The following is a 23,690-nucleotide window of genomic DNA, read 5'->3' on the forward strand; positions in this document are numbered from 1 at the left end:
TTAGAAGACAAAGTCCAGGCTGATCGTGCTCATATTGGCATGCCCGTCCCAGCTTTTTTGAAGTGGCGGCCCGAGCGGCGGCGCATTCAAGCTCAGTTCGGCCGCGCGGCCGGTGCTGCGATCGCGTGTTGCGGTCCAAAAATCCTGCTGGAATTTGAGCGCCCAGTGCTCGCCCAAATCAAGCCGCACGCCGACTTGAATGACGCGCCGGTCAAAGGGGCTTTGCAAATAGGTATCCAAGATCTTGAGGCCTTGCACCAGCGCCGGCGGGCTATTGGGTACCGCCTGCAGGCCAAGCGGGCTTTCGCGGTAGGTAGTTTGGCCAACGCTGGCATAAGGGGTCCAGGCGCCGATGCGGCGGCTGGCTTGCACATACCATCCGGCCTGTTTGGCGACCAAGAGTGAATTGGAATCTCGCAGCGCGGCTTCGGCAGTGAGCGTCCAGTCATGGGCTTGCCAAACGAGGCCGAGGTAAGTCAAGCGGCCTTCGCTGCTCAAAGCGGCGCGCGGCGCCAAGACCTCATTGCAATTGGCACAGCCCGGCGGCTTGAGCAAAGTGGCTGCACCGGAATTCGTCAAGTCAACAGCGTAAGCGGACACACCAGCACGTAACTGCCAATTACCGCGGCGCCAATTGCCGACCAAGACGGTGGAGCGATTGATATCGATACTGCCGGAGCTGAGATCAACGCGGGCCGTGCCGCCGCCCAAGTCAAGGCTGAGCAGCCCGCCCAAAGCGTCGCCGGTCCAAGTGAGGTTTAAGCCGTCCACCGCAGCACCCGGATTGATGCTGTACACGGTATTCATGGGCCGCAAGGCCGTCTGCGCATAACCGACGTTACGGGTTTCGCTGACCAGAAAGAAGGGCAAGGTTTGCCGCCCCAGGCGCAGCGTCCACGCCGGCGCGGGCGACCAGCCGATATAGGCCCACTCGGTACGCGGGCGCATACGCTTGGCAATATCGTCTTGCACCAACACTTGCATCACGGCTTCAAGCCGCTCGGAGACTTGCCAGCGCACTTGGCCAGCCAAGCGGGTGTCGCCATTCGTGCGCCAGTCACCATTGGACAAATTGGGCGTGCGGGGATCCGGCTTCACACCAACCACATCGCTGCCGCCCCGATAGGCGGCCAAGGTGCCAAAACCAGATAACTCGAAGCGCTGCGAGCCATCGTCCTGATCGTCCGCCGCGGCCGCAAGCGGCAGGCCGAGCAACAAGCCACCGAAAAACCCCAGCAATTGACTCAGCTTCATGAGCGTTGATCTTATCGAAGCACGGCCCTAGCAGGCCAGCTGATTTGCCCTTGCATCCGCTGCAGCAATCGCCCTAGAACCAGCCGAACCGACCTAGATTGATGCAGACGAATCCGAAATAGCGGAACCTTCGCACAAACGTGCGGTTTGAAGCGCAAAAACCACCGAATTGAGGGGGGTGTTAACCATGACGAATTCGTTACATTGTCCACCCGTGCAGAGCTTTTGCACCGGAATCACTGCCACATAAATCATTTCGAGGGAATCCCTAGATGAATAAGACTGTTGCCAAGTCCTTGCTGCTTGCCGCCACCATCGCCGCAGCCGCTAGCGCGCAAGCCAGCGTTATCACATTTGAAACCGCCAAGTCCCTGGCTGGCGCGCAAAGCAGCGCCGCCACTTACCGCGACGTCGTCAACGCCGCCATGAGCCAGCCTGGCGCCAAGTCGGCTGACGTGGCCTTGTTTGACGGCCTGAGCAACAAGAGCGTGTTTGGCGGCAATTCCTCCGACCTCGCCTATCGCATCACCGTGAATTTCGGCGTGGCCGCTGGCCAAGCCGGCAGCTGGGATCTGCGCGGCGGCGTGGACTTCGGCCGTGGTGGCGCAGTCTTCCTGGACGGCGTGGCCCTGGGCTTCAAGTCCAACGATATGTGGTGGAACAACGGCTACGGCAATAGCAGCCAGTTCTTTGCCTTCGACAATATCGCCATCGGCGCCGGCAACCACAAGCTGGAAATCTTCGGCTTGGAAAACTGCTGCGACGGTCAGCAGCAATTCCAATTCGCCATCAACGACACCGGCTTCAAGACCTTCGGCAAGACCGACGGCCTGAACATCACCTCGGCCGTGCCGGAACCCGGCAGCTACGCCCTGATGTTGGCCGGCCTGGGCGCCATGGGTGTGGTGGCTCGTCGTCGCAAGTCGAACGCAGCCTAAGCACTGGCAGGCCTAGCCTGCCTACAATGAGCACAGCCCCTAGCCCCTCGCTCGGGGCTGTTCTCATTTGTGCGCCCGATATGCAGCTACCTCTGATTCAACCCGGCAAGAAGTTCACCCTCCCCCGCCCCACCGGTTCGGCCGATGCCATGCTGCTGGCGCGCTTTGCCCAGACGCAGATGGCCGCCGGGCGCATCACCGCCATCATCACGGCCGAGCCGGGTGATACGCAGCGCCTGGAAGATGAGCTCAAGTTCTTTGCGCCCGACCTGCGCGTGGCCGTCTTCCCGGACTGGGAGACCCTGCCCTACGACACTTTCTCGCCGCACCAGGACCTGATCTCCGAGCGCCTGGCCACGCTGTGGCGCTTGCTGCAATCGCAGGGCAAGCCGGCCGACCAGCGCGAGGCCGATGTGGTGCTGCTGCCCGCCACCACCGCGCTGACGCGCTTGGCTCCGCCGGCCTTTCTGGCCGCCACCACCTTCAACTTCAAGACCAAGCAGCGGCTCGATGAAGCCAGCCTGAAGTCGCAGCTGACGCTGGGCGGCTATACCCATGTCAGCCAAGTCGTCTCGCCGGGCGAATACGCCGTGCGTGGCGGGCTTATTGACCTCTTCCCCATGGGCTCGCTGGTGCCTTACCGGGTGGACCTGTTTGGTGACGAGGTGGACTCCATCCGCACCTTCGACCCCGACACCCAGCGCAGCCTCTACCCCGTGCCGCAGGTGCGCCTGCTGCCGGGCCGCGAGTTCCCGATGGACGAGGCCGCGCGCAAATCCTTCCGCGCCCGCTGGCGCGAGAAGATGGAGGGTGACCCAACCCGCTCGCGCATCTACAAAGACATCGATCAAGGCATTGCCACCGGCGGCATCGAGTATTTTCTGCCGGTGTTCTTCGAGCAGACCGCCACCATCTTCGACTTCCTGGGTGACAGCGCGGCGCTGGCCCTGCACGGCGAGATCGACGAAGCCCTGAGCCGCTTCTGGACCGACACGCGCGAGCGCCATCGCTTCTTGCAGCATGACCCCGAGCGGCCCATCCTGGCGCCGGAGGAAATCTTCCTGAAGGTGGAAGAGTTTTTTGCCATCACCCACAGCCATGCGGTGCTGGCCATTCGCGGCAATGAGCCGGTGGACTTCGCCCGCCCGCTGCCCGATGTCAGCGTCGAGCGCGGCGCGCAAGAGCCGCTGGCCCGCCTGGCCGCGCACCTCAAGAGCACGCCGCACCGCGTGCTGCTGCTGGCCGAAAGCGAAGGCCGGCGCGAGAGCCTGCTGGAACTGCTGCGCGACAACAAGATCGACCCGCCCTCGGTGTCGGGCCTGGCTGAGTTCCTGGGCTCGCCGGAGAAGTTCGCCATTACCGCGGCGCCCTTAGCCGCGGGCTTTTTCTGGAACGACCCCGCCGAAGAGCGCGTGCTCCAACTCTTCACCGAGACCGAGCTGTTTGCCACCACGCCCACCACCCGGCGGCGGCGCAAGCAAGAGCAGGTCAGCGACGTCAATGCACTGATCAAAGACCTGTCCGAGCTCAAGGTCGGCGACCCGGTGGTGCACAACAACCACGGCATCGGCCGCTACCAGGGCCTGATCAATATCGACATCGGCGACGGCGCGTCGGAGTTCCTGCACCTGGAATACGCCGACAAGGCCACGCTCTACGTGCCGGTGGCGCAACTGCATCTGATCAGCCGCTACACCGGCGTCAGCGCCGAAGAAGCCCCCCTGCACCGCCTGGGTTCCGGGCAGTGGGAAAAAGCCAAGCGCAAGGCCGCCGAACAGGTGCGCGACACCGCCGCCGAGCTGCTCAATCTCTATGCCCGCCGCGCCGCGCGCGAAGGTCACGCTTTCCGCTACAGCGGCCCCGACTACGAGGCCTTCGCCGCCAGCTTTGGCTTCGAGGAAACCGCCGACCAGCGCGCCGCCATTCACGCCGTCATCCAGGACATGATCAGCCCTAAGCCCATGGACCGCCTGGTCTGCGGCGATGTCGGTTTCGGCAAAACCGAGGTCGCCCTGCGCGCGGCCTTTGTGGCGGTGATGGGCGGCAAGCAAGTCGCCATCCTGGCGCCCACCACGCTCTTGGCCGAACAGCATTACCAAAACATTGCCGACCGCTTTGGCAAATGGCCGGTGCGGGTGGCCGAGATGAGCCGCTTCCGCAGCGCCAAGGAAATCAAGGCGGCGATGGCCGGCCTGGCCGACGGCACCATCGACATCGTCATAGGCACCCACAAGCTGCTCAGCCCCGAGGTCAAGTTCAACCGCCTGGGCCTGCTGGTGATCGACGAAGAACACCGTTTCGGTGTGCGCCACAAAGAGGCCATGAAGGCCATGCGCGCCGAGGTGGATGTGCTGACACTGACCGCCACGCCCATCCCGCGCACCCTGGGCATGGCACTGGAAGGCCTGCGTGACCTGAGCGTGATTGCCACCGCCCCGCAGCGCCGCCTGGCCATCAAGACCTTTGTGCGCAGCGAGACCAGCGGCACCATCCGCGAAGCCATGCTGCGTGAGTTGAAGCGCGGCGGCCAGGTCTACTTCCTGCATAACGAGGTCGAGACCATCGAGAACCGGCGCCAAAAGCTCGAAGAGCTGGTGCCCGAGGCCCGCATCATCATCGCCCACGGCCAGATGCCCGAGCGTGAGCTGGAGCGGGTGATGCGCGAGTTCGTCAGCGGCAAACACAATGTCTTGCTGTGCTCCACCATCATCGAGACCGGCATTGACGTGCCCAGCGCCAACACCATCATCATGGCGCGCGCCGACAAGTTCGGCCTGGCCCAGCTGCACCAGTTGCGCGGCCGCGTCGGTCGCTCCCACCATCAGGCTTATGCCTATTTGCTGGTGCCCGATCTGGAGGGCCTGACCAAGCAAGCCGCCCAGCGCCTGGACGCGATTCAGGCCATGGAAGAGCTGGGCTCGGGCTTCTATCTGGCCATGCACGATCTGGAGATCCGCGGCGCCGGCCAGATGCTGGGCGAGAACCAGAGCGGCAATATGATGGAAATCGGCTTCCAGCTCTACAACGAGATGTTGGCCGAGGCGGTGCGCTCCCTCAAGTCCGGCAAAGAGCCGGACCTGCTCTCGCCACTGGCCGCCACCACCGAAATCAATCTGCACGCCCCAGCACTTTTGCCCGATGCCTATTGCGGCGATGTGCATCAGCGCCTCTCGCTTTACAAGCGCTTGGCCAGCGCCGAAAAGAGCGAGCAGATCGACAAGCTGCTGGAGGAGGTCACCGACCGCTTCGGCAAGCTGCCCGCGCAAGGCCAGACCCTGTTCGACACCCACCGCCTGCGCGTGCTGGCCAAGCCCTACGGCGTGGCCAAGATCGATGCCGCACCGCTGGCCATGAACATCAACTTCCGCCCCAACCCGCCGATCGACGCCATGCGCGTGATTGAGTTGGTGCAGAAGAACCGCAATATCAAGCTGGTGGGCAATGACAAGCTGCGCATCGACAAGGCGCTCAGCGACCCCAAGGACCGGGCGCAAGCCATCCGCGAAGTGCTGCGCCTGCTCGGCCAACCGACCACGAAAAACTGAGATCACGCGAACCATGACCTCTACCGACAACTCCGCCGCCCTGGTGATTCAAGGCTTCACGCCGCCGCTGCGCCTGGCCGATTTCAAATTGGCCGCCTTCGATATGGACTCGACCCTGATCAATATCGAGTGCATCGATGAGATCGCCGCCGCCGCAGGCAAAAAGGACGAGGTCGCCGCCATCACCGAAGCCGCCATGCGCGGCGAGATCACAGACTTCAAAGACAGCCTGCGCCGCCGCTTGGCCCTGCTGCAGGGCGTGCCCACCAGTGCGCTGCAAGAGGTGCTGCAAACGCGTTTGCAATTCAACCCCGGCGCGCGTGAGTTGTGCGCGGCGCTCAAGGCTGCCGGCATCAAGCTGCTGCTGGTGTCGGGCGGCTTCACTTTCTTCACCCGCCATGTTGCGGCCGAGTTGGGCATGGACTTTGTTCGCTCCAATCAGCTGGAAATCGTAGACGAGCGCCTGACCGGCGGCCTGGTGCAGCAGAATTGGGGAGATATCTGCGACGGCGAAGAAAAGCGCCGCATGCTGCTGCAATGCTGCGAGCAAATCGGCTGCACGCCCGCGCAAGCCATGGCCGTGGGCGACGGCGCCAACGATCTGCCGATGATGGGCGCAGCCGGCCTCTCGGTGGCCTTCCACGCCAAGCCCAAGGTGCGCGCCCAGGCCATGGTGGCGATCAACGCGGGCAGCCTCGCCCAGCTACTCGATCTCTTGGCTTAAGGATTACACTCGCCCAACGATGCCCTCGCCGGCTTGATCGGTGGGCTGCTGTCTGTTTGCGAGCCCTTGTTCGCTAAGCTTGTGATTCGCCGCGGCCCTGGGCAAGTTGGGGCTTGGCTGCCACTTGTGAGCCGCTAGTGAGGGAAGACGAGCCACTGAGCAGACGATCAGGGCATTACGCCTGGGCGCTGCGCTCTGGGTTCCGGTACACCGTCGAGTTGATGCTGATCGAGCAAGCGACGGTATCTGCCGTCGCGCTTGTAGGCTTGAAAGCCAAGCTCCAGGGCCTGCAGCAGCATGGTTGAGCTGGGTCGCCCGGGCACCACCCCCACATGGAGAGGCAACTCGGCCAGGGAAGGCTCCTGCCAGACGATCTGATCCACGTTAACTTCTGCTATTTGCTGCTTCAGCAAGTAGCGCCCCACCACATGCTCAAGCAAGGCGTAGTCAAAGCGCCGGGCGGCCAGCTTGCGGAGGTTTTGCTCATCCGAGGACCCCAGTTCCAGTTGCAAGCCGGCGGAAAGAATCTGCGGCGGATAGGCGTAGTCACGCACCGCGCCGACTCTTTGGCCTTGCAGCGCCTTGATGCTGCGACCCTGTTTTCGAAATTGATCGCGGCGCACAAACATGCCCAGCCGACTGATAAACCAGGGCGAGCTCGGCACCAGAGCGTGCTGACTCAAGTCCCCAGGCCAAGCCAGCAAGACCAGGTCGTAGCGCTGCAGTTTGAGTTCGCCAGCCAAGCGCGCCCAAGGGAGAAAGTCCACCTCAACACTGTAGCCAAAGGGCTGGAGGACCTCGCGCAACATCTGCACTGCTCCGCCGCCGTTGGGCAAGTCCGGCGCCGCATAGGGCGGGTAGTCGGTCGTAAATACTCGAATCTGTGTGGCAGCAATTGCCGCGCCACTGAGGAGCCAGGCGCCCACCAACCAAAACAAGCGCCACAACACAGCCATGAGACACACCTGCCACGTCAAGCGCACACCGCGCCGGTCCGCTCGCCCATTGCTGCGAGCGCTTAATCTCGCAGCAAGAATAGCGTCAGATCATGTCGATTGACCAAGCGGCCCAATAAACCCGCGCCGCAATGCGTGCCAAGCTGCACGCCCTTGGCCGTCAAGCAAGCTCAATCCAAGCGGTGCAGCGGCTGCTCGCTGATCACGACGCCGTCGGCATCGGCATACAGCCAGTCCCCAAGGCGAATTGGCTGGCCGTGCAGATGCAGGACCAAATCGCTCTGACCTTGGCCTTTGCGATCAGTCGGCATGGGCACGTGAGCGAGCGCCAGAATGCCCAGCGGAGTGAGGGCCAATTCAGCCAGGTCACGCACGCAGCCATGAATCAAAAGCCCAGCCCAACCGTTGGCGGCCGCAGCGGCGGCTAGATTGCCACCCAAGAGCGCGCGGCGCAGGGAACCGGCACCGTCCACCACCAGCACTTGGCCCTGGCCCGGGCTTTCCACCGCAGCCTTGACGAGGCTGTTGTCCTCAAAACACTTGATAGTGCGGACAGGCCCAGCGAAACGCAAAGCTTGGCCATAGTTTCGATAAACAGGCGGCAATACACGCAAACGCCCGGACTCATCGGACTTGAAGGCGTCGCACAGATCACAGGTCGAAAAATCCATGGCAAGGTCCTGGTGCTTAAAACTCAGCTGGCGGCGAGCACCTTGATGCGGGCGCCTTGGTACTGCACCACTTGGCCCGCACGAATCTTGGCGGTCTTGCGCAGTTCTTCGCGCCCGTCCACCTGCACATGGCCTTCGCTGATGACGGCACGGGCACGTCCGCCGCTCTCCACCAAGCCGTTGGCCTTCAGCAGTTTGTCCAACTCAATGAACTCACCGCGCAGTTCGAAATCAATGTTTTGCATGACGATATTGTCCCAGATGCCGCCGCCCAGGCTTGCTCAGCCCAATCGCTTGAGCGCGGCCTCGCGAATGGCGCTGAGCGTGCTGCGGCTGGTCGACACATCGCTGGACAAGCGCAGGTGCAGCAAGCAGGGCGTGCCCGCTGCAAGCGCGGCGCGCAAGGCAGGCTCAAAGTCTTCGGTCATCTCGATGCGTTGCGAGGCCCAGCCATGGGCTTGGGCCAGCAAGCAGAAGTCCGGGTTGAACAAATCGCTGCCCGAAACCCGGCCCGGATACTCGCGCTCCTGATGCATGCGGATGGTGCCGTATGTGCCGTTGTCCACCACCACGCAGAGCAGCTTTTTGGCGCCATAGCCGGTGGCGGTGGCGAGTTCCTGGCCATTCATCAGAAAATCGCCATCACCGGCGATATTGACCACCCAACGCTCAGGCTCCAGCAAGCTGGCGGCCACCGCCGCCGGCAGGCCATAACCCATCGCGCCACTGGTGGGTGCGAGTTGGGTACGGCCATGCTGCTGCAGGCCCGGATACTGGTGAAAGCGATGCAGCCAGCCGCTGTAATTGCCGGCGCCGTTGGTGAAGACCGTGCCCTCGGGGCAGAGCCGGCTCAAGCTCTTGACCACCTCGGCCATGTCCAGCGGGCTGACCGGCTGCGGCAGCAGATTGGCCTGATAGTCGGCATTGGCGGCCCGCGTCCAGTCGGTCCACTTGCAATGATCCGGCGCCGCTAATGTGGCCAAGGCCTGGGCTGCGCAGGACATGCTGGCGTTGATCATCAAATCGGCCGCGTAAACACGGCCCAGCTCTTCCGCCCCAGCATGGATATGCACCAGGCTTTGCGCCGGGCGCGGCGCCTGCAGCAAGGTGTAGCCGCCGGTGGTCATCTCGCCCAGGCGCGGGCCGATGGCGATGATGAGGTCAGCGTCCTTGACGCGCTGAGCCAGCTTCGGATTGATGCCAATGCCCACATCACCCGCGTACTGCGGATGGCGGTTGTCGAACAAATCCTGGAAGCGAAAGGCACAACCCACCGGCAGGCCCCAGGCCTCGGCGAAGCGCTGCAGTGCGGTGCAACTCTCGGGCGTCCAGCCGCCGCCGCCGGCAATCACCAAGGGCCGCTCGGCCGCCAGCAAGCGGCTACGCAAATCGCTCAAGGCCGCTGGGGTGGGCCAAGCCTGAGCAGCCTGCGCCAGAGGCAAGACTTGGGCGCTGGTCAGCGCGGTCAACATGTCCTCCGGCAAGACCAGCACCACCGGGCCGGGCCGGCCTTGCATCGCCGTATGGAAGGCGCGCGCCACATACTCGGGCAGGCGGTCGGCGTCATGCACCTCACCCACCCATTTGGCGAATCCGAGGGTGCCGGGGCCGAACATCTGGCGATAGTCAACTTCCTGGAAGGCCTCGCGGTCACGCTGGTCGCTGGCCACTTGGCCGATGAACAGAATCATCGGCGTGGAGTCTTGAAACGCGGTGTGCAGGCCGATGCTGGCATTGGTGGCGCCGGGGCCACGCGTCACAAAGCAAATGCCCGGCCGGCCGCTCAATTTGCCCTGTGCCTCGGCCATGAAGGCGGCCCCGCCCTCTTGGCGGCAGGCAATGAAGCGAATCTTCTCGCGGTGCTCATGAAAGCCATCCAGCACGGCCAGATAGCTTTCGCCCGGCACGCCGAATACGGTGTCTACGCCTTGCTCAATCAAGGCCTCGACCAGCACGTGGCCGGCCATGCGTTTTGCTTGTGGAGTCGTCGTCATGCTGCGGACTGTAAAGCCTTCTTGGGTTGCGCCAGTTGAACCAGATTGGCCGCGGCGATGGCCAGCAACAAGGCCAGCGCCGCACCCATGAACACCGCGCCGGGGTGGCCCTTGTCCATCATGGCGCCGAAGATGGGCGCGGCCAGAGCAAAGCCCAAGTCCAGCCCCGAATACACCGTGCCGTAGACCCGGCCGGTGGCGCCGGGCGGCGCGGCGCGCTTGATCAACATATCGCGAGACGGGCCGGCCAAGCCGGTGCCGAAACCGGCCAGAGCCACCACCGTGGCCGCCAACATCGGAGGCACCCAGCCGCTGGCGGCCAGGGCCAGCAGAGCCGCACCCAGCGCCAGCGCGATGGCGATATTGCGCTCCAGGCTGGCCGAACGTGCGACCCAGAAGCCGCCAATCACCATGCCCACCGCGCCGCACAACATATAGCCGGTGACGACAAAGGCCGTGGCCTCAGCGGCCAGGCCGTAGAGCTGGCTCAGGGCCGGGCTGGCGAAGCTCTGAATCGCCGTCAGCGCGGTCGTACCAAAGAAGAAAAACGAGAAGCACAGCCACACCGAAGGCAGGCGCAAAAAAGCCATCGGGTGTTCGTCTTTGACGGGCGCAGCACCTGCCTTGTCATGTGACCAGCTGCCCTGGGTGTCGTCAATGGCGGCGCGCTTGAACCACAGCAAGGCAATCACGGCCAAGGCCGCCAGCGCAGTGCCCAGATAGGCATAGCGCCAGTTGCCGCTGAGCTGCGCCAAGCCGATCAAAAACACGGGTGCGAGCGCCCAACCCAGATTGCCGGTGATGCCATGCACCGAGAAGGCGTGGCCCAGCCGAGCGGGCGACACGCGCTTGTTGAGGATGGTGAAGTCCACCGGGTGAAACGGCGCATTGCCCAGGCCAGCCAAGGCGGCGGCCACCAGCAAGCCGCCAAAGCCGGTGGCCAGGCCGGCCGCCACTGAGGCCAGCACAAAGCAGGAGAGCGCCGCGAACAGCACCGGGCGCGCGCCGGTGCGATCCACCAGAAAGCCGGCCATAGCTTGGCCAAGGCCGGAGATGATGAAAAAGGTGCTGACCAGCAAACCGAGTTCGGCATAGCTCAGCCCAAATTCGCGGATGAAGACCGGGAACAGCGGCGGCAGCAACATGTGGAAGAAGTGCGAGCAGCCATGCGCCAGCCCGATCAGGCTGATGGTGGCAATGTCGCGGCGGGCTTGGGTGGTTTCGGCCGCAAGCGGCAGGCTGGCTGTAGTCATGCCCGCACTTTAGGCGCCCGAATCAAGGCCGAGTTACGATAGCTCGCCAAAATCTATCGAATTTCAGCCACCGATGTCCACACCCAAGCCCACGCCACCTGCACGGCCGCGCCCCAGCAAAGCCCGCACCAGCTTGCCGCCGCTGGACCCGCAGCGCTTCGCGCCTTGTGCCCTGCGACCGGTGCGCGCCAAGGCGCGGGTGCTGGAAAGCGATGTGGACATCCAGGCCCACCAACATGACTGGGGCCAGCTGGTGTTTTCGATCAGCGGCGTGGTGCGCGTCAGCACCGAACGGGCCACGTTTTTGGTGCCGCCCTCGCGGGCGGTGTGGATACCGCCCCAGGTGGAACACGCGGTCACGCCGGTGGAGCGGGTGGATCTGCGCACGCTCTATCTGCACCAATGTCCTGGCCGCATCGGCCCGGGCCTCTCCGGCAGCGCGGCAGCGGCTTGGGCGGACAGCCGGGTGCTCGAAGTCTCGCCCCTGCTGCGCGAGTTGGTCTTGCAGCTGGCCGAGGTGCGTGAAAGCGATAGCAGCAAACGCGAACTATGGCTGGCCAATCTGATCGAGGATGAGCTGCGCCGCGCCAGCAGCCTGCGCCTGGGCGTGGACCTGCCGCAAGATAAACGCCTGCGGCGCTTTTGCGAAGCCATGCTGCACGAGCCCCTGCGCCATGCCGACCTGGCCGGCTGGGCCGCCGAGGTCGGCGCCAGCACGCGCACCCTCTCGCGCCTGTTCCGGCAAGAGCTGGGCAGCAGCTATGCGCAATGGCGCCAGCAAGCCTTGCTGGCTCATGCCCTCACCCTGGCAGCACGCAAGCGGCCGATGAACCTGATTGCCGCCGAGCTGGGCTACGCCAGCGCCAGCGCCTTCAGCGCCATGGTCACCCGCACCGTGGGCATGCCGCCGAGCCGGTTTTTTGCCGAAGCCTGAAGCCTTGTCTTCCACCAAAGACCGGGAACCAAGCCGGCAATGACCCGACCCGGCCAAGTGCCTAGCGGCCGCTGCAGCGGCCTAGCAACGGTCCTCCTCATAAAATCTCGCCATGAATGATCAAGTGCTGTTTGACTACACCCGCCAAGACGCCCAAGGCCAAAGCTGTACCGTCCAGGCCTGGGCCAAAGTCCCCGCCCCCCTGAGCCCCGCTGAACGCGCCAGCCTGAAGGCCGAGGCCGCCGCCCTCTTGAAGGCCCACAACGCCGTGCTGGTGGCGCATTTCTATGTAGACGGTGATCTGCAAGACCTGGCACTGGAAACCGGCGGCATCGTCTCCGACTCGCTGGAAATGGCCCGCTTCGGCCGCGACCACGCGGCGCAAACCTTGCTGGTGGCCGGCGTGCGCTTCATGGGCGAAACGGCCAAGATCCTGAGCCCCGAGAAGCGGGTGCTGATGCCCGATCTGGACGCCACCTGCTCGCTCGACCTGGGCTGCCCGGCCGAGGACTTCAACGCTTTTTGCGACGCCCACCCGGACCGCCAAGTGGTGGTCTACGCCAACACCAGCGCAGCCGTGAAGGCGCGCGCCGACTGGATGGTGACCAGCTCTTGCGCGCTGGAGATCGTGGCCGACTTGAAGGCCAAGGGTCAAAAAATCCTTTGGGCGCCAGACCGCCACCTGGGCCGCTACATCCAGGAACAAACCGGCGCCGACATGCTGATGTGGAACGGCGCCTGCATCGTGCACGACGAGTTCAAGGGCGTGGAGTTGCAACTGCTGCGCGAGCAGCATCCCGGCGCCATGGTGCTGGTGCACCCCGAGTCACCGCAAAGCGTGGTGGCGCTGGCCGATGTGGTGGGTTCCACCTCGGCCCTGATCAAGGCCGTGGTGGAGGGCAAGGCACAGGAATACATCGTTGCCACCGACAACGGCATTCTTCATCGCATGCGCCAGTTGGCGCCGGGCAAGACCTTGATCGAAGCGCCCACCGCCGGCAACAGCGCCACTTGCAAGAGCTGCGCCCATTGCCCATGGATGGCGATGAACAGCTTGCAAGGCCTGATTGATTGCCTGCGCCACGGCCAGGGCGCCATCGAGCTGGACGAAGCCACCCGCGTCAAGGCCAAGACTTGCATTGACCGCATGCTGGACTTCACCGCCGCGCTGAAGAACCAGCGCGCCGGCCTGGTGCCCGGCATCGGTGCGGCATAGGCGGAATTAGCCAGGTCAATGACATAGGCGATGAATCAAGTCGCCTCAGCGGATTCGAAATGGCCAGCGGAAGCTGGCCTTTTTTTGCCCGCAAGCCAGGCGAAAAGCTTTATCGTGTCAGCCGATGCTTTTGCGGGAGAACCCACCATGAATCAAGATTTCAGCTCGATCTACAACCATCACGAACGCGAAGTGCTGGCCGCGGTGATGAAGTCGTCCGCCGATTTCCCGCAGATTGCGGCCGACCCCGACCTGCTTTGCGATGTGGCCTGCGTGGCGCTGAACCGCCTGCCGCCGCGCTACATCCGCCACGCGGTGGACTTTCTGTTCTATCTGACCGAGCATGAGCGGCGCGAGATCGACGCCGCCATCGACGAAGCCGTGGGCTACGCCTTCCACTTCGTGCACGCCCGCGCGGCGCTGCGCGCCCAGCCCTGAGCGCTTAAGGCGACAGCTTCAGCGGGTTTTCAAACCCCGCTCCGCCACCAGCACGGTCGGGAAGCTGACCGGCAAGGTGCGCGGATAGTCGCGGCTGAAATGCAGGCCGCGGCTCTCATGCCGCAGCAAGGCCGAACGCACGATCAGCTCGCCGCAGTCCAGCAGATTGCGCAGCTCCAGCAGGTCGCGGCTGACGCGGAAATTGGCGTAGTAGTCATCCACCTCGCCACGCAAGAGTGCGATGCGATGCAGCGCCCGCTCCAGGCGCTTGGTGGTGCGCACGATGCCCACATAGTTCCACATCAGCAGGCGCAGCTCGTCCCAGTTGTGCGAGATGACCACCTGCTCGTCGGCATCTTCCACCTGGCTTTCGTCCCAGGCCGGCAGCGGCGCGGCGGGGTGTTGCGGCTGCGCCTGGATGTGGCTGGCGCAGGTCTGGCCCAGCACCACGCATTCCAGCAATGAATTGCTGGCAAGGCGGTTGGCGCCGTGCAGGCCGGTGTAACTGGTTTCCCCCACGGCGTAGAGGCCCGGCAGATCGGCACTGCCATTCATATCGGTGACCACGCCGCCGCAAGTGAAATGCACCGCCGGCACGACTGGAATCATCTGCTTGGCAATGTCGATGCCCAGGCCCAGGCAGCGCGCATGGACGGTGGGGAAATGCTCTTTCAAGAAATCCTCGCCCAGATGGCGGGCATCCAGCCAGACATGGTCCAGGCCGTGCTTTTTCATCTCGAAGTCGATGGCGCGGGCGACGATGTCACGCGGCGCCAGCTCCATGCGCTCATCGTGCGCCGCCATGAAGCGGCTGCCATCGGGCAGCTTCAAATGCCCACCCTCGCCGCGCAAGGCCTCGGTGATCAAAAAGCTGCGTTCCTGCGGGTGGTAGAGGCAGGTCGGGTGGAACTGGATGAACTCCATATTCGCCACCCGGCAACCGGCGCGCCAGGCCATGGCGATACCGTCGCCGGTGGAGGTATCGGGGTTGGTGGTGTAGCGGTAGACCTTGCCGGCGCCGCCGGTGGCCAGCACCACCGCTTGGGCGGCCAGTGCCTCGACCTTTTGCGAGTCGATGTCGAGCGCATAGATGCCGTAGCAGCGCGGCTCTTCATCGCGCTGCAGATGGCGCGAGGTGATCAGGTCCAGCGCCATCCAGCGCTGGCGCAGTTCGATATTCGGGTGCGCCGCGGCCACGGCCAGCAGTTGGTCGTGGATGGCTTTGCCGGTGGCATCGGCGGCATGGGCGATGCGGCGTACGGCGTGGCCGCCCTCGCGGGTGAGGTGCAGACCCAGCGGACCGCTGCTGTCGGGCGTGAAGGGCACGCCTTGTTGCACCAGCCAGGCCACCGCCTGCGCGCTTTGCTCGGCGATGAAACGGGCCGTGGCCTCGTCCACCAAGCCGGCGCCGGCTTCCTGGGTGTCGCGCACATGGCTGTCGATGCTGTCGTCCTGACCCAGCACGCCGACGATGCCGCCCTGGGCCCAGGCGGTGGCGCCCTCGCCCAATTCACGCTTGGCCAGCACGATCACGCGCATGCGGTCGGCCAGATGCAAGGCCGTGGTGAGCCCGGCCAAGCCGGCGCCCACGATCACCACGGGCAAAGTTGTCGTCGAAGACAGGGAGGCAGAGGAGGACATGTGGCCTTTGGCGCGCGCCCCTAGCAAGGCCGCCGCGCCGTCAATGTGAAGCGTGCATTCTAAAGAGCGGCAGCGGCATCCCGCCGGGCGCCCTTTCCCATACCCTTACGCACACCTCTTTGTGCCCCTTGCCGGCGGCGCCAGAAGTAAATCGCAGCGCCAATCAGCAAAAGCGCCCAGCCCAGCAGCATCGCCACCACGCCCAGGCCAGAAGGCGCTTCCGTCGGCCCCTGCTGCAATTGCTTGGTCAGCAGATCGACTTGCGCATCCAGGCTGCGCTGCTCGCGCTGCAATTGATTGAACTCACGCTCGGCTTCGCGCAGACGCGTCGCCACGGCCTCCGGCGTCGACAGCAAGGCCTCGCCGACATCCTGGGCCAGGCGCAACGCCAAGCTCAAACGGCTACCGGCATCGTCGTGCTGCCAGTTGTCGGCCGCCGAGGGGCGCCGCTTAGTCTGGCCCACCTGGCCCACTTGCCCGTCCAGGCGCAGGCCTGATTCGGTGGCCAAAGTGAGCGGCGTCTTAGCCTGAGGCTGGGCCTTGGCCGAGTTTGAAGCCGACGCAGCGGGCGCAATGCCAGCCGCGCTCGGCGCCCATTTCAAGTCGCCGGTCGTGTTCACGGCGGCATGCGCAGCGCCCCCCGACTGAGCCGGGTCCACAAACGCGGTCAGATGTTGCAGCGGGCAGCCGATGGCCAGCTTAATCACCGGCTCTTCGATCGGCACGCTGCTGCGCAGCCACACGGTGCCGGATTGGGTCTCGGGATGCAGCTCCACCGTCTTCTGTACATCACCCGCGGTCAGGCGATTTTCGCCTGACTCAATATGCACCTGAATGCAATCCGGGTTGAGCGTCTCCCCCGCGTTCATGCGCAAGGGCAGCTTCAGCGACAGCGGCTCGCCCAAGCCCGACAGCGTTTGCGGCCGCCCCAGCTCAAAGGCCTGCGCCGGCGAAGTCAAGCTCAGCAAAAGGCCCAGTTGAGCAGCGAGATGAGCAGCAAAAACGGCGGCAGCGCGGCGGCGTGAGGGCACGGGTTGGCGGCTTTCTGCGAAGGCTGGAAGGGTCAAGGGAAGCTCGGCTTTTCGCGCGAGCTGCAAGCGCAAAAGACAGGGCATGAAATTTGCCATGGCACTCTAGCACGCAGCCCGCCCTGGCTTGGGCGCGATGGCCGGCCGTGGGTGGCCCCACCGCTACAATCCGGCCACCCAAAACCAGGCCGCAACCATGCCCCTTCACACCTCGTCCTTGACACGCTTCCCCCTGCACGCGCTGGCCCTGAGCCTGGCGCTTGGTTTGAGCGCCGGCGCTGCCCGGGCCGACGAAGTGAGCGATGCCCAGGCCCTGCTGGCCAAAGGCAATGCGGGTGATGCGCTGAAGAAGGTCGACCAAGCCCTGGTGGCCAAGCCCAATGACCCGCGCCTGCGCTTGCAGCGCGGCAATGCCCTGGCCCAGCTCAAGCGCGAGCCCGAGGCAATTGCAGTGTTTCAAAAGCTGATCGAAACCAACCCCGAGCTGCCTGGCCCCTACAACAACCTGGCCGTGCTCTACGGCAATCAAGGTGATTTCGAGAAGGCGCGCCAAGCCCTGGAATTGGCCATCCGCACCAATCCCAGCTATGCCACCGCCTTCCAGAACCTGGGCGATGTCTACGCTCGCTTGGCCGGCCAAGCCTACAAAAAAGCCCTGGCTCTGGACAAGGGCGACAACCAGCTGCCGCTGAAGCTGGCCGTGGTGCAAAACGTGTTTGAGCCCAGCGTGGACCCGCGCGCGGCCAAGGCGGCGGCCGTGGCACCAGTTCCTGCGCCAACTCCTGCTCCTGCGCCAGTTCCTGCCCCCGCTCCGGCGCCGGCTCCAGCGGCTGCCGCCAAAGCCACCACCCCGCCCGCAGTCAGCGTGCCTGCACCGGCGCCTGTCGTGCAGGCTAAGGCAGCGGCCCCGGCACCCGTCGTGGCTAGCGCGCCGGCCACGACCGCCGCAGCCAAACCAGCCGCCGCAACACCCGTGGCCAAGCCTGAAGCGCCAAAAGTTGAGGTCGCCAAGGCCGAAGCTGCGAAGCCGAACCCGCAGCAAGAATCGCAGCAAGCCATCGAAAAGGCCGTGCAGAACTGGGCCAAGGCCTGGAGCCGGCGCGATATGGACGACTACTACAAGGCCTACACGCCCGACTTCAAGGGCAAGGCCGCCACGCGCAAGGCCTGGGAAGAGGACCGCCGCGTCCGCATCATGGGCAAGAAGAAGATCGCAGTGGAAGTCTCAGGCCTGAAGATCAAGGTAGACGGCGATGGCAACAAGGCCACCGTCACTTTCCGCCAGAACTACACCTCGGACGCACTGAGCGTGAAGAGCAGCAAGACCCTGAACCTGGTGAAGTCCAAGTCGGGCGCCTGGCTGCTGAGCCAAGAATCTTCCAGCTGAGCCGACGCGCCGAACGCAAGCCAGCCGCGTGCCCAGAACGATTGATGTGACGACCGAGATGCAGCCAGAGCAGTCCCCTCCGAGTAAGAAGCCAGCCCCCGCCACCGGCAAACCCTGGTTGCGTGGCGCCCTGCTGGTGGGCGGCGCCACCGCCGCGGCCGTGCTGGGTCTGACGGGCATGAATATGCTGTCCTCCCGCGTTGAGGCGAATGCCCCACTGAGCCTGGGCTTTGGCCACCCGGCCGCTTCCTCTACGGCGGCCAAGGCGGAGCCCAGCATCCTGACCGCGCAGATCAATGCCCAGACCCCAGAAGGCCAGCTGATCTCGGCCTTCCAGATGCTGGCGCGCGGGGAGGAAGCCCAGGCCTTCGCCACCGTGCAAGCCCTGGTCGCCAAGCAGCCTGATTTTTCGCTGGCGCAGCTGACCTACTCCGATCTGCTGCTGGCCCGCACCACGCCCGAAGCGGCAGCACTTGCCCAGCTGGGCGCCACGCCCGAGCAAGTCAGCCGCGCCAGCGCCTTGCGCACCGAAGCACAGCTGCGCCTGGCCGCGCTGGTGGAGCGGCCGCCGCAAGACGCGGTGCCCAAGGAGTTGGTGGGCTTGTCCAGCTCGCTGCGCCACGCCATCGTGGTGGACACGGCCAAGGCCCGGCTCTACCTGTTCGAAAACAGTGCCGAGTACGGCCTGCGCCTGGTCAAAGACAGCTATATCTCGCTGGGCAAGGCGGGCATCAGCAAACAAGCAGAAGGCGATCAGCGCACGCCCCTGGGCATCTACCAGGTGGGCATAAGGCGCGACGAGGCGGTGGCCCGCTACGGCGCGGCCGCCTTGCCGCTCAACTACCCGAATGAGTACGACCGCCTGCTGGGCCGCAGCGGCAGCAGCATCTGGCTGCATGGCGAGCGCGCCGGCAGCTATGCGCGCGGCCCGCAATCCACCGACGGCTGCATCGTGCTCAGCAACGACGATATGCAGTACCTGGCCGACACGGTCAAGGCACGCGAGACGCCGGTGCTGATCCTGGAACATGTGGACTGGGTCGCCAAGCAAGGCGCCAAGCCCGATATCGCGCCGGCCTTCGAAGCCGCTTTTGCCAGCTGGCAGGCTGCGCGCAAGAGCCAGGACGCCACCACCTTGCGCAGCCTTTACGAGCCCGATCTTCAGCGCGGCTCGGACAGCGAGGCCAAGCGCCTGGAGCACAAGCTTGCCCTGATGCAAAACCAGGCGCTGCCGCTGCAAAGCCTGGAGCGCCTGAGCGTGCTGCCCGGCCACGATCTGGAACCCATCATGATCGTCACCTACCGCGAGCAAAGCGGCAGCGATGCCGCCCCGCTGCTCAAGCGCCAGTACTGGCGCGAGCAAGCCGGCAAGTGGCGGATCTTTTTTGATGGCGTGGTGAGTTGATTCACGTGGGCGTCGGCTTGACGCCCAGCCAAGCTAGATCACACAAATGAAAGAGGCGAGCCAAACGGCCCGCCACTTTTTTTCTAGTGACGGCTCGATCTAGCTAGCCGTCAGCGCAGGTCTCAATGCACCGTGCGCCCGAACTGGAACACGCCGTCGACCACATCCACCGGAATCACATCCTTGGGGCCGAACTTGCCTTCCAGAATCAGCCGGGAGAGCGGATTCTCGATGCGCTGCTGAATGGCGCGCTTGAGCGGGCGGGCACCAAACACCGGGTCGAAGCCCACCTTGGCCAATTCCGCCACGGCTTCCGGGCTGACGTCCAGCGTCATCTCCATCTTCTCCAGGCGCTGCTCCAGGGTCTTGAGCTGGATCTTGGCGATGTCGGCGATGTGTGCCGCATCCAAGGCATGGAAGATCACGGTTTCGTCGATGCGGTTGAGGAACTCGGGCCGGAAATGCGCCTTCACCTCGCCCCACACGGCGTCGCGAATCACCTCGGTGGGCTCGCCCACCAAGGCCATGATCTGCTGTGAGCCCAGATTGCTGGTCATCACGATGACGGTGTTCTTGAAGTCCACCGTGCGGCCCTGCCCATCGGTCAGGCGGCCATCGTCAAGCACCTGCAACAAGACGTTGAAAACATCCGGGTGGGCTTTTTCCACCTCGTCCAGCAGCAGCACGGCATAGGGCTTGCGTCGCACCGCCTCGGTCAAGGCGCCGCCCTCTTCGTAACCCACATAGCCCGGAGGTGCGCCGATCAGGCGGCTGACCGAGTGCTTCTCCATGAACTCACTCATATCGACACGGATCAGATGATCCTCGCTGTCGAACAAGAAGCCGGCCAGGGCCTTGCACAGCTCGGTCTTGCCCACGCCCGTGGGGCCAAGGAAGAGGAAGCTGCCGGTCGGCCGATTCGGGTCCGACAAGCCCGCGCGCGAACGGCGGATGGCATCAGCCACCGCGTGAATCGCTTCGTCCTGGCCCACCACGCGCTGGTGCAGCTTGGTTTCCATTTGTAGCAGCTTGTCGCGCTCGCCCTGCATCAGCTTGGCGACCGGGATGCCGGTGGCGCGAGCCACCACTTCGGCGATTTCTTCGGCGCCGACCATGGTGCGCAAGAGCTTGGGCTTGTCGGACGTGCCTTGCTTGCTGGCCTCTTTGGCCTGGGCTTCTTGCAAACGCTTTTCGAGCTTGGGCAGGCGGTCGTATTGCAACTCGGCGAGCTTGTTGAAGTCGCCCTTGCGCTTGAGCTCTTCGATCTGCTGCTTGATCCGGTCGATCTCTTCCTTCACATGGGCTGAGCCTTGGGCTTGTGCTTTCTCAGACTTCCAGAGTTCGTCCAGGTCATTGGCTTCGCGTTGCAGCTTCAGCAACTCTTCCTCGATCAAGTCAAAGCGCTTTTTCGAGCCCTCGTCCTTCTCGCGCCGCACCGCCTCGCGCTCGATCTTGAGCTGGATCATGCGGCGATCCAGCTTGTCCATCACCTCGGGCTTGGAGTCGAGTTCGATCTTGATCTTGGCCGCGGCCTCGTCGATCAGGTCGATGGCTTTGTCCGGCAGGAAGCGGTCGGTGATGTAGCGGTGGCTCAACTCGGCCGCGGCGACGATGGCCGGGTCGGTGATCTGCACGCCGTGGTGCACCTCGTACTTTTCCTGCAGGCCGCGCAGGATGGCGATGGTGGCCTCCACCGTGGGCTCGCCCACCATCACCTTCTGGAAGCGGCGCTCCAGGGCGGCGTCTTTCTCCACATATTTGCGGTACTCATCCAGCGTGGTGGCGCCGATGCAATGCAACTCGCCGCGCGCCAGCGCGGGCTTGAGCATATTGCCCGCGTCGATGGCGCCTTCGGCCTTGCCGGCGCCCACCATGGTGTGAATTTCGTCGATGAAGAGAATGGTCTTGCCTTCGTCCTGGGCCACTTCCTTGAGCACGCCCTTGAGGCGCTCCTCGAAGTCGCCGCGATACTTGGCGCCGGCCAGCAGCAAGGCCATGTCCAGCACCAGGATGCGCTTGTTCTTCAGGCTGTCGGGCACCTCGCCGTTGACGATGCGCTGCGCCAAGCCTTCCACGATGGCGGTCTTGCCCACGCCCGGCTCGCCGATCAGCACCGGATTGTTCTTGGTGCGGCGCTGCAGCACTTGGATGGCACGGCGGATCTCATCGTCACGGCCGATCACCGGGTCCAGCTTGCCCAGGGCAGCGCGCTCGGTCAGATCCAGGGTGTATTTTTTGAGCGCCTCGCGCTGGCCTTCGGCCTCCGCGCTGTCGACCTTCTGGCCGCCGCGCACGGCATCGATGGCAGCTTCAAGCGCCTTGCGGGTCAGGCCATGGCCGCGGGCCACACCGGCCAGGTCGCTCTTAGCGTCACTCAAGGCCAGCAAGAACATCTCGCTGGCGATGAATTGATCCTCGCGCTTATTGGCTTCTTTCTCAGCCGCCTGCAACAAGGCCACCAAGTCGCGCCCGGCGCCCACTTGCTGGCCTTCACCCTTGACCTGAGGCAGGCCGGCGATGATGGACTCCAGCGCTGTTTTCAAGGCTGCGGCATTGACACCGGCGCGCTCCAGCAGCGCCCGGGGGCCATCGTCTTGCAGCAGCATCGCCGCCAGCAAGTGCGCCGGCTCGATATAGGGGTTGTCGCGGGCAATCGCGAGACTGGAGGCCTCATTCAAAGCCTCTTGGAACCGTGAAGTGAATTTATCGACGCGCATGATGATTGGAACCTCCGTGGGCTTGCAAGTGGGTGCAGTGAAGGTCATTTCAAGTCCCGGCGGTTTGATCTGGCGCAAGCCAGTTGAAGGGTGACCGGGCTGAACAGCGAAGCCCCGGCATCGGCGAAATTGCCGGGTGTTGCTTGATTACTTCGACCCCATGACGGCACAGGGATCCGGACATATAGTCAAGCACCACCATGCAGCCGGTAGGAAGACATGCAGCAAGGGCCCCGCGTGTTTTTGAGTCCACCCGATGAAGCGAGGCGTCCTTTGATGGCAAGCGCTGGCCGGCAGCTGATGGCCTCCTTGCTGTTGGCACTTGGCGTGGCTGGCGTGGCTGGCGTGCACGCCAACGACACTGGCGACAACTCGCCCAGCAGCTTGCGGCTCAGCGGCTTTGGCACCTTAGGTCTGAGCCACACCCGCAGCGACCACGACTGGCTCTTGGCGCGCGAGCAAACCCAGGTCGGCGCCAGCAGCGCTAGCAGCGCCCTGGTTGACTCCCGGCTGGGCCTGCAACTGAACTGGGCGCCGGCCGAGCGCTGGGACACCGCGCTGCAACTGGTGCTGCGGCAACGGGCCAAGGACGCAAGCTTGGGCGAGGCGGTCGAATGGGCGTTTGTGGGCTATCAAATCAGCGCGGACTGGCATCTGCGCCTGGGCCGCACCAGCCCGGACGTGTTTTTACAAGCTGACCTGCGTAATGTGGGCTATGCCCTGCCCTGGGTGCGACCCAATATCGAGTTCTATGGCTGGATGCCCATCAACTCGCTCGACGGCGCCGACCTCAGCCACATCTGGCACACCGAACACGCCGACTGGACCGCCAAAGTGCAGCTGGGCAATGGCCTCAACACCATTCAAGCCTTGCGCATAGATGATTCTCTGCGCATACGCAACCGCAATACAGCCGTCCTCACCCTCAGCCGTGAGGCCGGGCATTGGCTGATCAAGGCCAGCTATGCCCGCGCCGATATCCACGTGAAGCCCAATGCCAACTTGCGGCTGTTGCAGCAGGCCTTGCAACAGATCACCGCACTGCCTGTGCCGTCCGTGGCGCAGCAAGCGCAGAACCTATCCGATGACTTGTACCCCCAGGGCTTGACGCAATATGCATCGCTGGGACTGCAATACCAGTCCAGCACCTGGTTCGGCAGCGCCGAAGCCAGCCATGTCCACCTGGCCTCGGGTCTCTCAGCCGGCTGGCGAGGCTATGCCTCCTTGGGACGACGTTGGCAGCGCCTGAGCGCCTACCTGATCGCTGGGCGCAGCCAGGCGGACAAGATGCCCAACGCAGCACCCTTGAATTGGCAGGCTGAGCTGACCCCTGTGATCGGCGCGCCGAACGCGGCCATGGCCACCGGCCTGGGCACCTTAGCTGCCGAAGCGGCCAACACCGCCCGCTTCGAGCAAAGCTCGATCGGTCTCGGCCTACGTTATGACTTCGCTCCGCGCATGGCGCTCAAGCTGCAAGTGGATCAAGTCAACACCCAGGCCAACGGCGCCGGATCCTGGCGGCACAACACCTCTGAGTCGGGCAGCAGCCAGATCTATTCCGCCACCTTGGACTTTGTCTTTTGAGCCGC

Annotated in this window: 18 protein-coding genes; 9 read left to right on the forward strand and 9 right to left on the reverse strand. The window is 64.3% G+C overall.

The features are described from left to right. Entirely contained in the window at nucleotides 1-1,254 is a 1,254-nt protein-coding gene (locus AABB87_RS13470; protein WP_341971720.1) for a hypothetical protein, read from the reverse strand. A gap of 272 nt (nucleotides 1,255-1,526) precedes the next feature. Here AABB87_RS13470 and AABB87_RS13475 point away from each other — a divergent pair, with 272 nt between their 5' ends. From AABB87_RS13475 to serB, 3 genes are all read left to right on the forward strand, one after another. Continuing rightward, nucleotides 1,527-2,192: a CCXG family PEP-CTERM protein gene (locus AABB87_RS13475; RefSeq protein ID WP_341971721.1), complete on the forward strand. Its 666-nt coding sequence runs from the start codon at nucleotides 1,527-1,529 to the stop codon at nucleotides 2,190-2,192. Between the two features lie 80 nt (nucleotides 2,193-2,272). Beyond that, the gene (mfd, locus tag AABB87_RS13480; RefSeq protein ID WP_341971722.1) at nucleotides 2,273-5,737 is read left to right on the forward strand and encodes a transcription-repair coupling factor; all 3,465 of its coding nucleotides are present in this window, start codon (nucleotides 2,273-2,275) and stop codon (nucleotides 5,735-5,737) included. Between the two features lie 13 nt (nucleotides 5,738-5,750). Further along, nucleotides 5,751-6,461 carry a phosphoserine phosphatase SerB gene (gene serB, locus AABB87_RS13485; protein WP_341971723.1) on the forward strand — a complete coding sequence of 237 codons (711 nt, stop codon included), beginning with the start codon at nucleotides 5,751-5,753 and terminating at the stop codon, nucleotides 6,459-6,461. Between the two features lie 167 nt (nucleotides 6,462-6,628). Here the strand turns inward: serB and AABB87_RS13490 are convergent, their stop codons facing one another. The 5 genes from AABB87_RS13490 to AABB87_RS13510 all read right to left on the reverse strand — a co-directional run bounded on the left by AABB87_RS13490 (nucleotide 6,629) and on the right by AABB87_RS13510 (nucleotide 11,335). Next, a complete protein-coding gene (locus AABB87_RS13490) occupies nucleotides 6,629-7,417 on the reverse strand; it encodes a substrate-binding periplasmic protein (RefSeq protein WP_341971724.1) in 789 nt (262 codons plus the stop codon). Nucleotides 7,418-7,587: 170 nt separating this feature from the next. After that, nucleotides 7,588-8,088, reverse strand: coding sequence for a ribonuclease E activity regulator RraA (gene rraA, locus AABB87_RS13495; RefSeq protein ID WP_341971725.1), 501 nt, complete (start codon nucleotides 8,086-8,088; stop codon nucleotides 7,588-7,590). Nucleotides 8,089-8,111: 23 nt separating this feature from the next. After that, a complete protein-coding gene (locus AABB87_RS13500; RefSeq protein WP_341971726.1) occupies nucleotides 8,112-8,333 on the reverse strand; it encodes an RNA-binding S4 domain-containing protein in 222 nt (73 codons plus the stop codon). 36 nt (nucleotides 8,334-8,369) lie between these two features. Continuing rightward, entirely contained in the window at nucleotides 8,370-10,082 is a 1,713-nt protein-coding gene (locus AABB87_RS13505) for a thiamine pyrophosphate-binding protein (protein WP_341971727.1), read from the reverse strand. Next, entirely contained in the window at nucleotides 10,079-11,335 is a 1,257-nt protein-coding gene (locus AABB87_RS13510; protein WP_341971728.1) for an MFS transporter, read from the reverse strand. The genes AABB87_RS13505 and AABB87_RS13510 overlap by 4 nt, the downstream gene beginning before the upstream one ends. A 73-nt stretch (nucleotides 11,336-11,408) precedes the next feature. Between AABB87_RS13510 and AABB87_RS13515 the strand changes: the two genes are divergently transcribed. The 3 genes from AABB87_RS13515 (at nucleotide 11,409) to AABB87_RS13525 (ending at nucleotide 13,923) form a co-directional block, all read left to right on the forward strand. Next, on the forward strand, nucleotides 11,409-12,269 hold the full coding sequence (locus AABB87_RS13515; protein WP_341971729.1) for an AraC family transcriptional regulator: 861 nt from the start codon (nucleotides 11,409-11,411) through the stop codon (nucleotides 12,267-12,269). Nucleotides 12,270-12,381: 112 nt separating this feature from the next. Next, nucleotides 12,382-13,485 carry a quinolinate synthase NadA gene (nadA, locus tag AABB87_RS13520; RefSeq protein WP_341971730.1) on the forward strand — a complete coding sequence of 368 codons (1,104 nt, stop codon included), beginning with the start codon at nucleotides 12,382-12,384 and terminating at the stop codon, nucleotides 13,483-13,485. A gap of 147 nt (nucleotides 13,486-13,632) precedes the next feature. Beyond that, nucleotides 13,633-13,923: a late competence development ComFB family protein gene (locus AABB87_RS13525; RefSeq protein ID WP_058720249.1), complete on the forward strand. Its 291-nt coding sequence runs from the start codon at nucleotides 13,633-13,635 to the stop codon at nucleotides 13,921-13,923. 18 nt (nucleotides 13,924-13,941) lie between these two features. On the opposite strand, the gene nadB is transcribed toward AABB87_RS13525, so the two are convergent. Beyond that, on the reverse strand, nucleotides 13,942-15,564 hold the full coding sequence (gene nadB, locus AABB87_RS13530; protein WP_341971731.1) for an L-aspartate oxidase: 1,623 nt from the start codon (nucleotides 15,562-15,564) through the stop codon (nucleotides 13,942-13,944). A 59-nt stretch (nucleotides 15,565-15,623) separates the two neighbouring features. Then, on the reverse strand, nucleotides 15,624-16,595 hold the full coding sequence (locus AABB87_RS13535) for a type IV pilus assembly protein FimV (RefSeq protein WP_341971732.1): 972 nt from the start codon (nucleotides 16,593-16,595) through the stop codon (nucleotides 15,624-15,626). A gap of 193 nt (nucleotides 16,596-16,788) precedes the next feature. On the opposite strand from AABB87_RS13535, the gene AABB87_RS13540 reads away from it, so the two are divergent. Both AABB87_RS13540 and AABB87_RS13545 read left to right on the forward strand, forming a co-directional pair. Then, the gene (locus tag AABB87_RS13540) at nucleotides 16,789-17,979 is read left to right on the forward strand and encodes a nuclear transport factor 2 family protein (protein ID WP_341971733.1); all 1,191 of its coding nucleotides are present in this window, start codon (nucleotides 16,789-16,791) and stop codon (nucleotides 17,977-17,979) included. A 28-nt stretch (nucleotides 17,980-18,007) separates the two neighbouring features. Beyond that, a complete protein-coding gene (locus tag AABB87_RS13545) occupies nucleotides 18,008-19,384 on the forward strand; it encodes a L,D-transpeptidase family protein (protein WP_341971734.1) in 1,377 nt (458 codons plus the stop codon). A 122-nt stretch (nucleotides 19,385-19,506) separates the two neighbouring features. Here AABB87_RS13545 and clpB read toward each other — a convergent pair whose 3' ends face one another. Continuing rightward, nucleotides 19,507-22,101, reverse strand: a complete 2,595-nt coding sequence (clpB, locus tag AABB87_RS13550) for an ATP-dependent chaperone ClpB (RefSeq protein ID WP_341971735.1) — start codon at nucleotides 22,099-22,101, stop codon at nucleotides 19,507-19,509. A gap of 276 nt (nucleotides 22,102-22,377) precedes the next feature. On the opposite strand from clpB, the gene AABB87_RS13555 reads away from it, so the two are divergent. Continuing rightward, the gene (locus AABB87_RS13555; RefSeq protein ID WP_341971737.1) at nucleotides 22,378-23,685 is read left to right on the forward strand and encodes a hypothetical protein; all 1,308 of its coding nucleotides are present in this window, start codon (nucleotides 22,378-22,380) and stop codon (nucleotides 23,683-23,685) included. Nucleotides 23,686-23,690 lie beyond the last annotated feature (5 nt).

The organism is Roseateles sp. PN1, from assembly GCF_038419725.1.
In the GTDB taxonomy this organism is placed as follows: Bacteria; Pseudomonadota; Gammaproteobacteria; order Burkholderiales; family Burkholderiaceae_C; genus Paucibacter_A.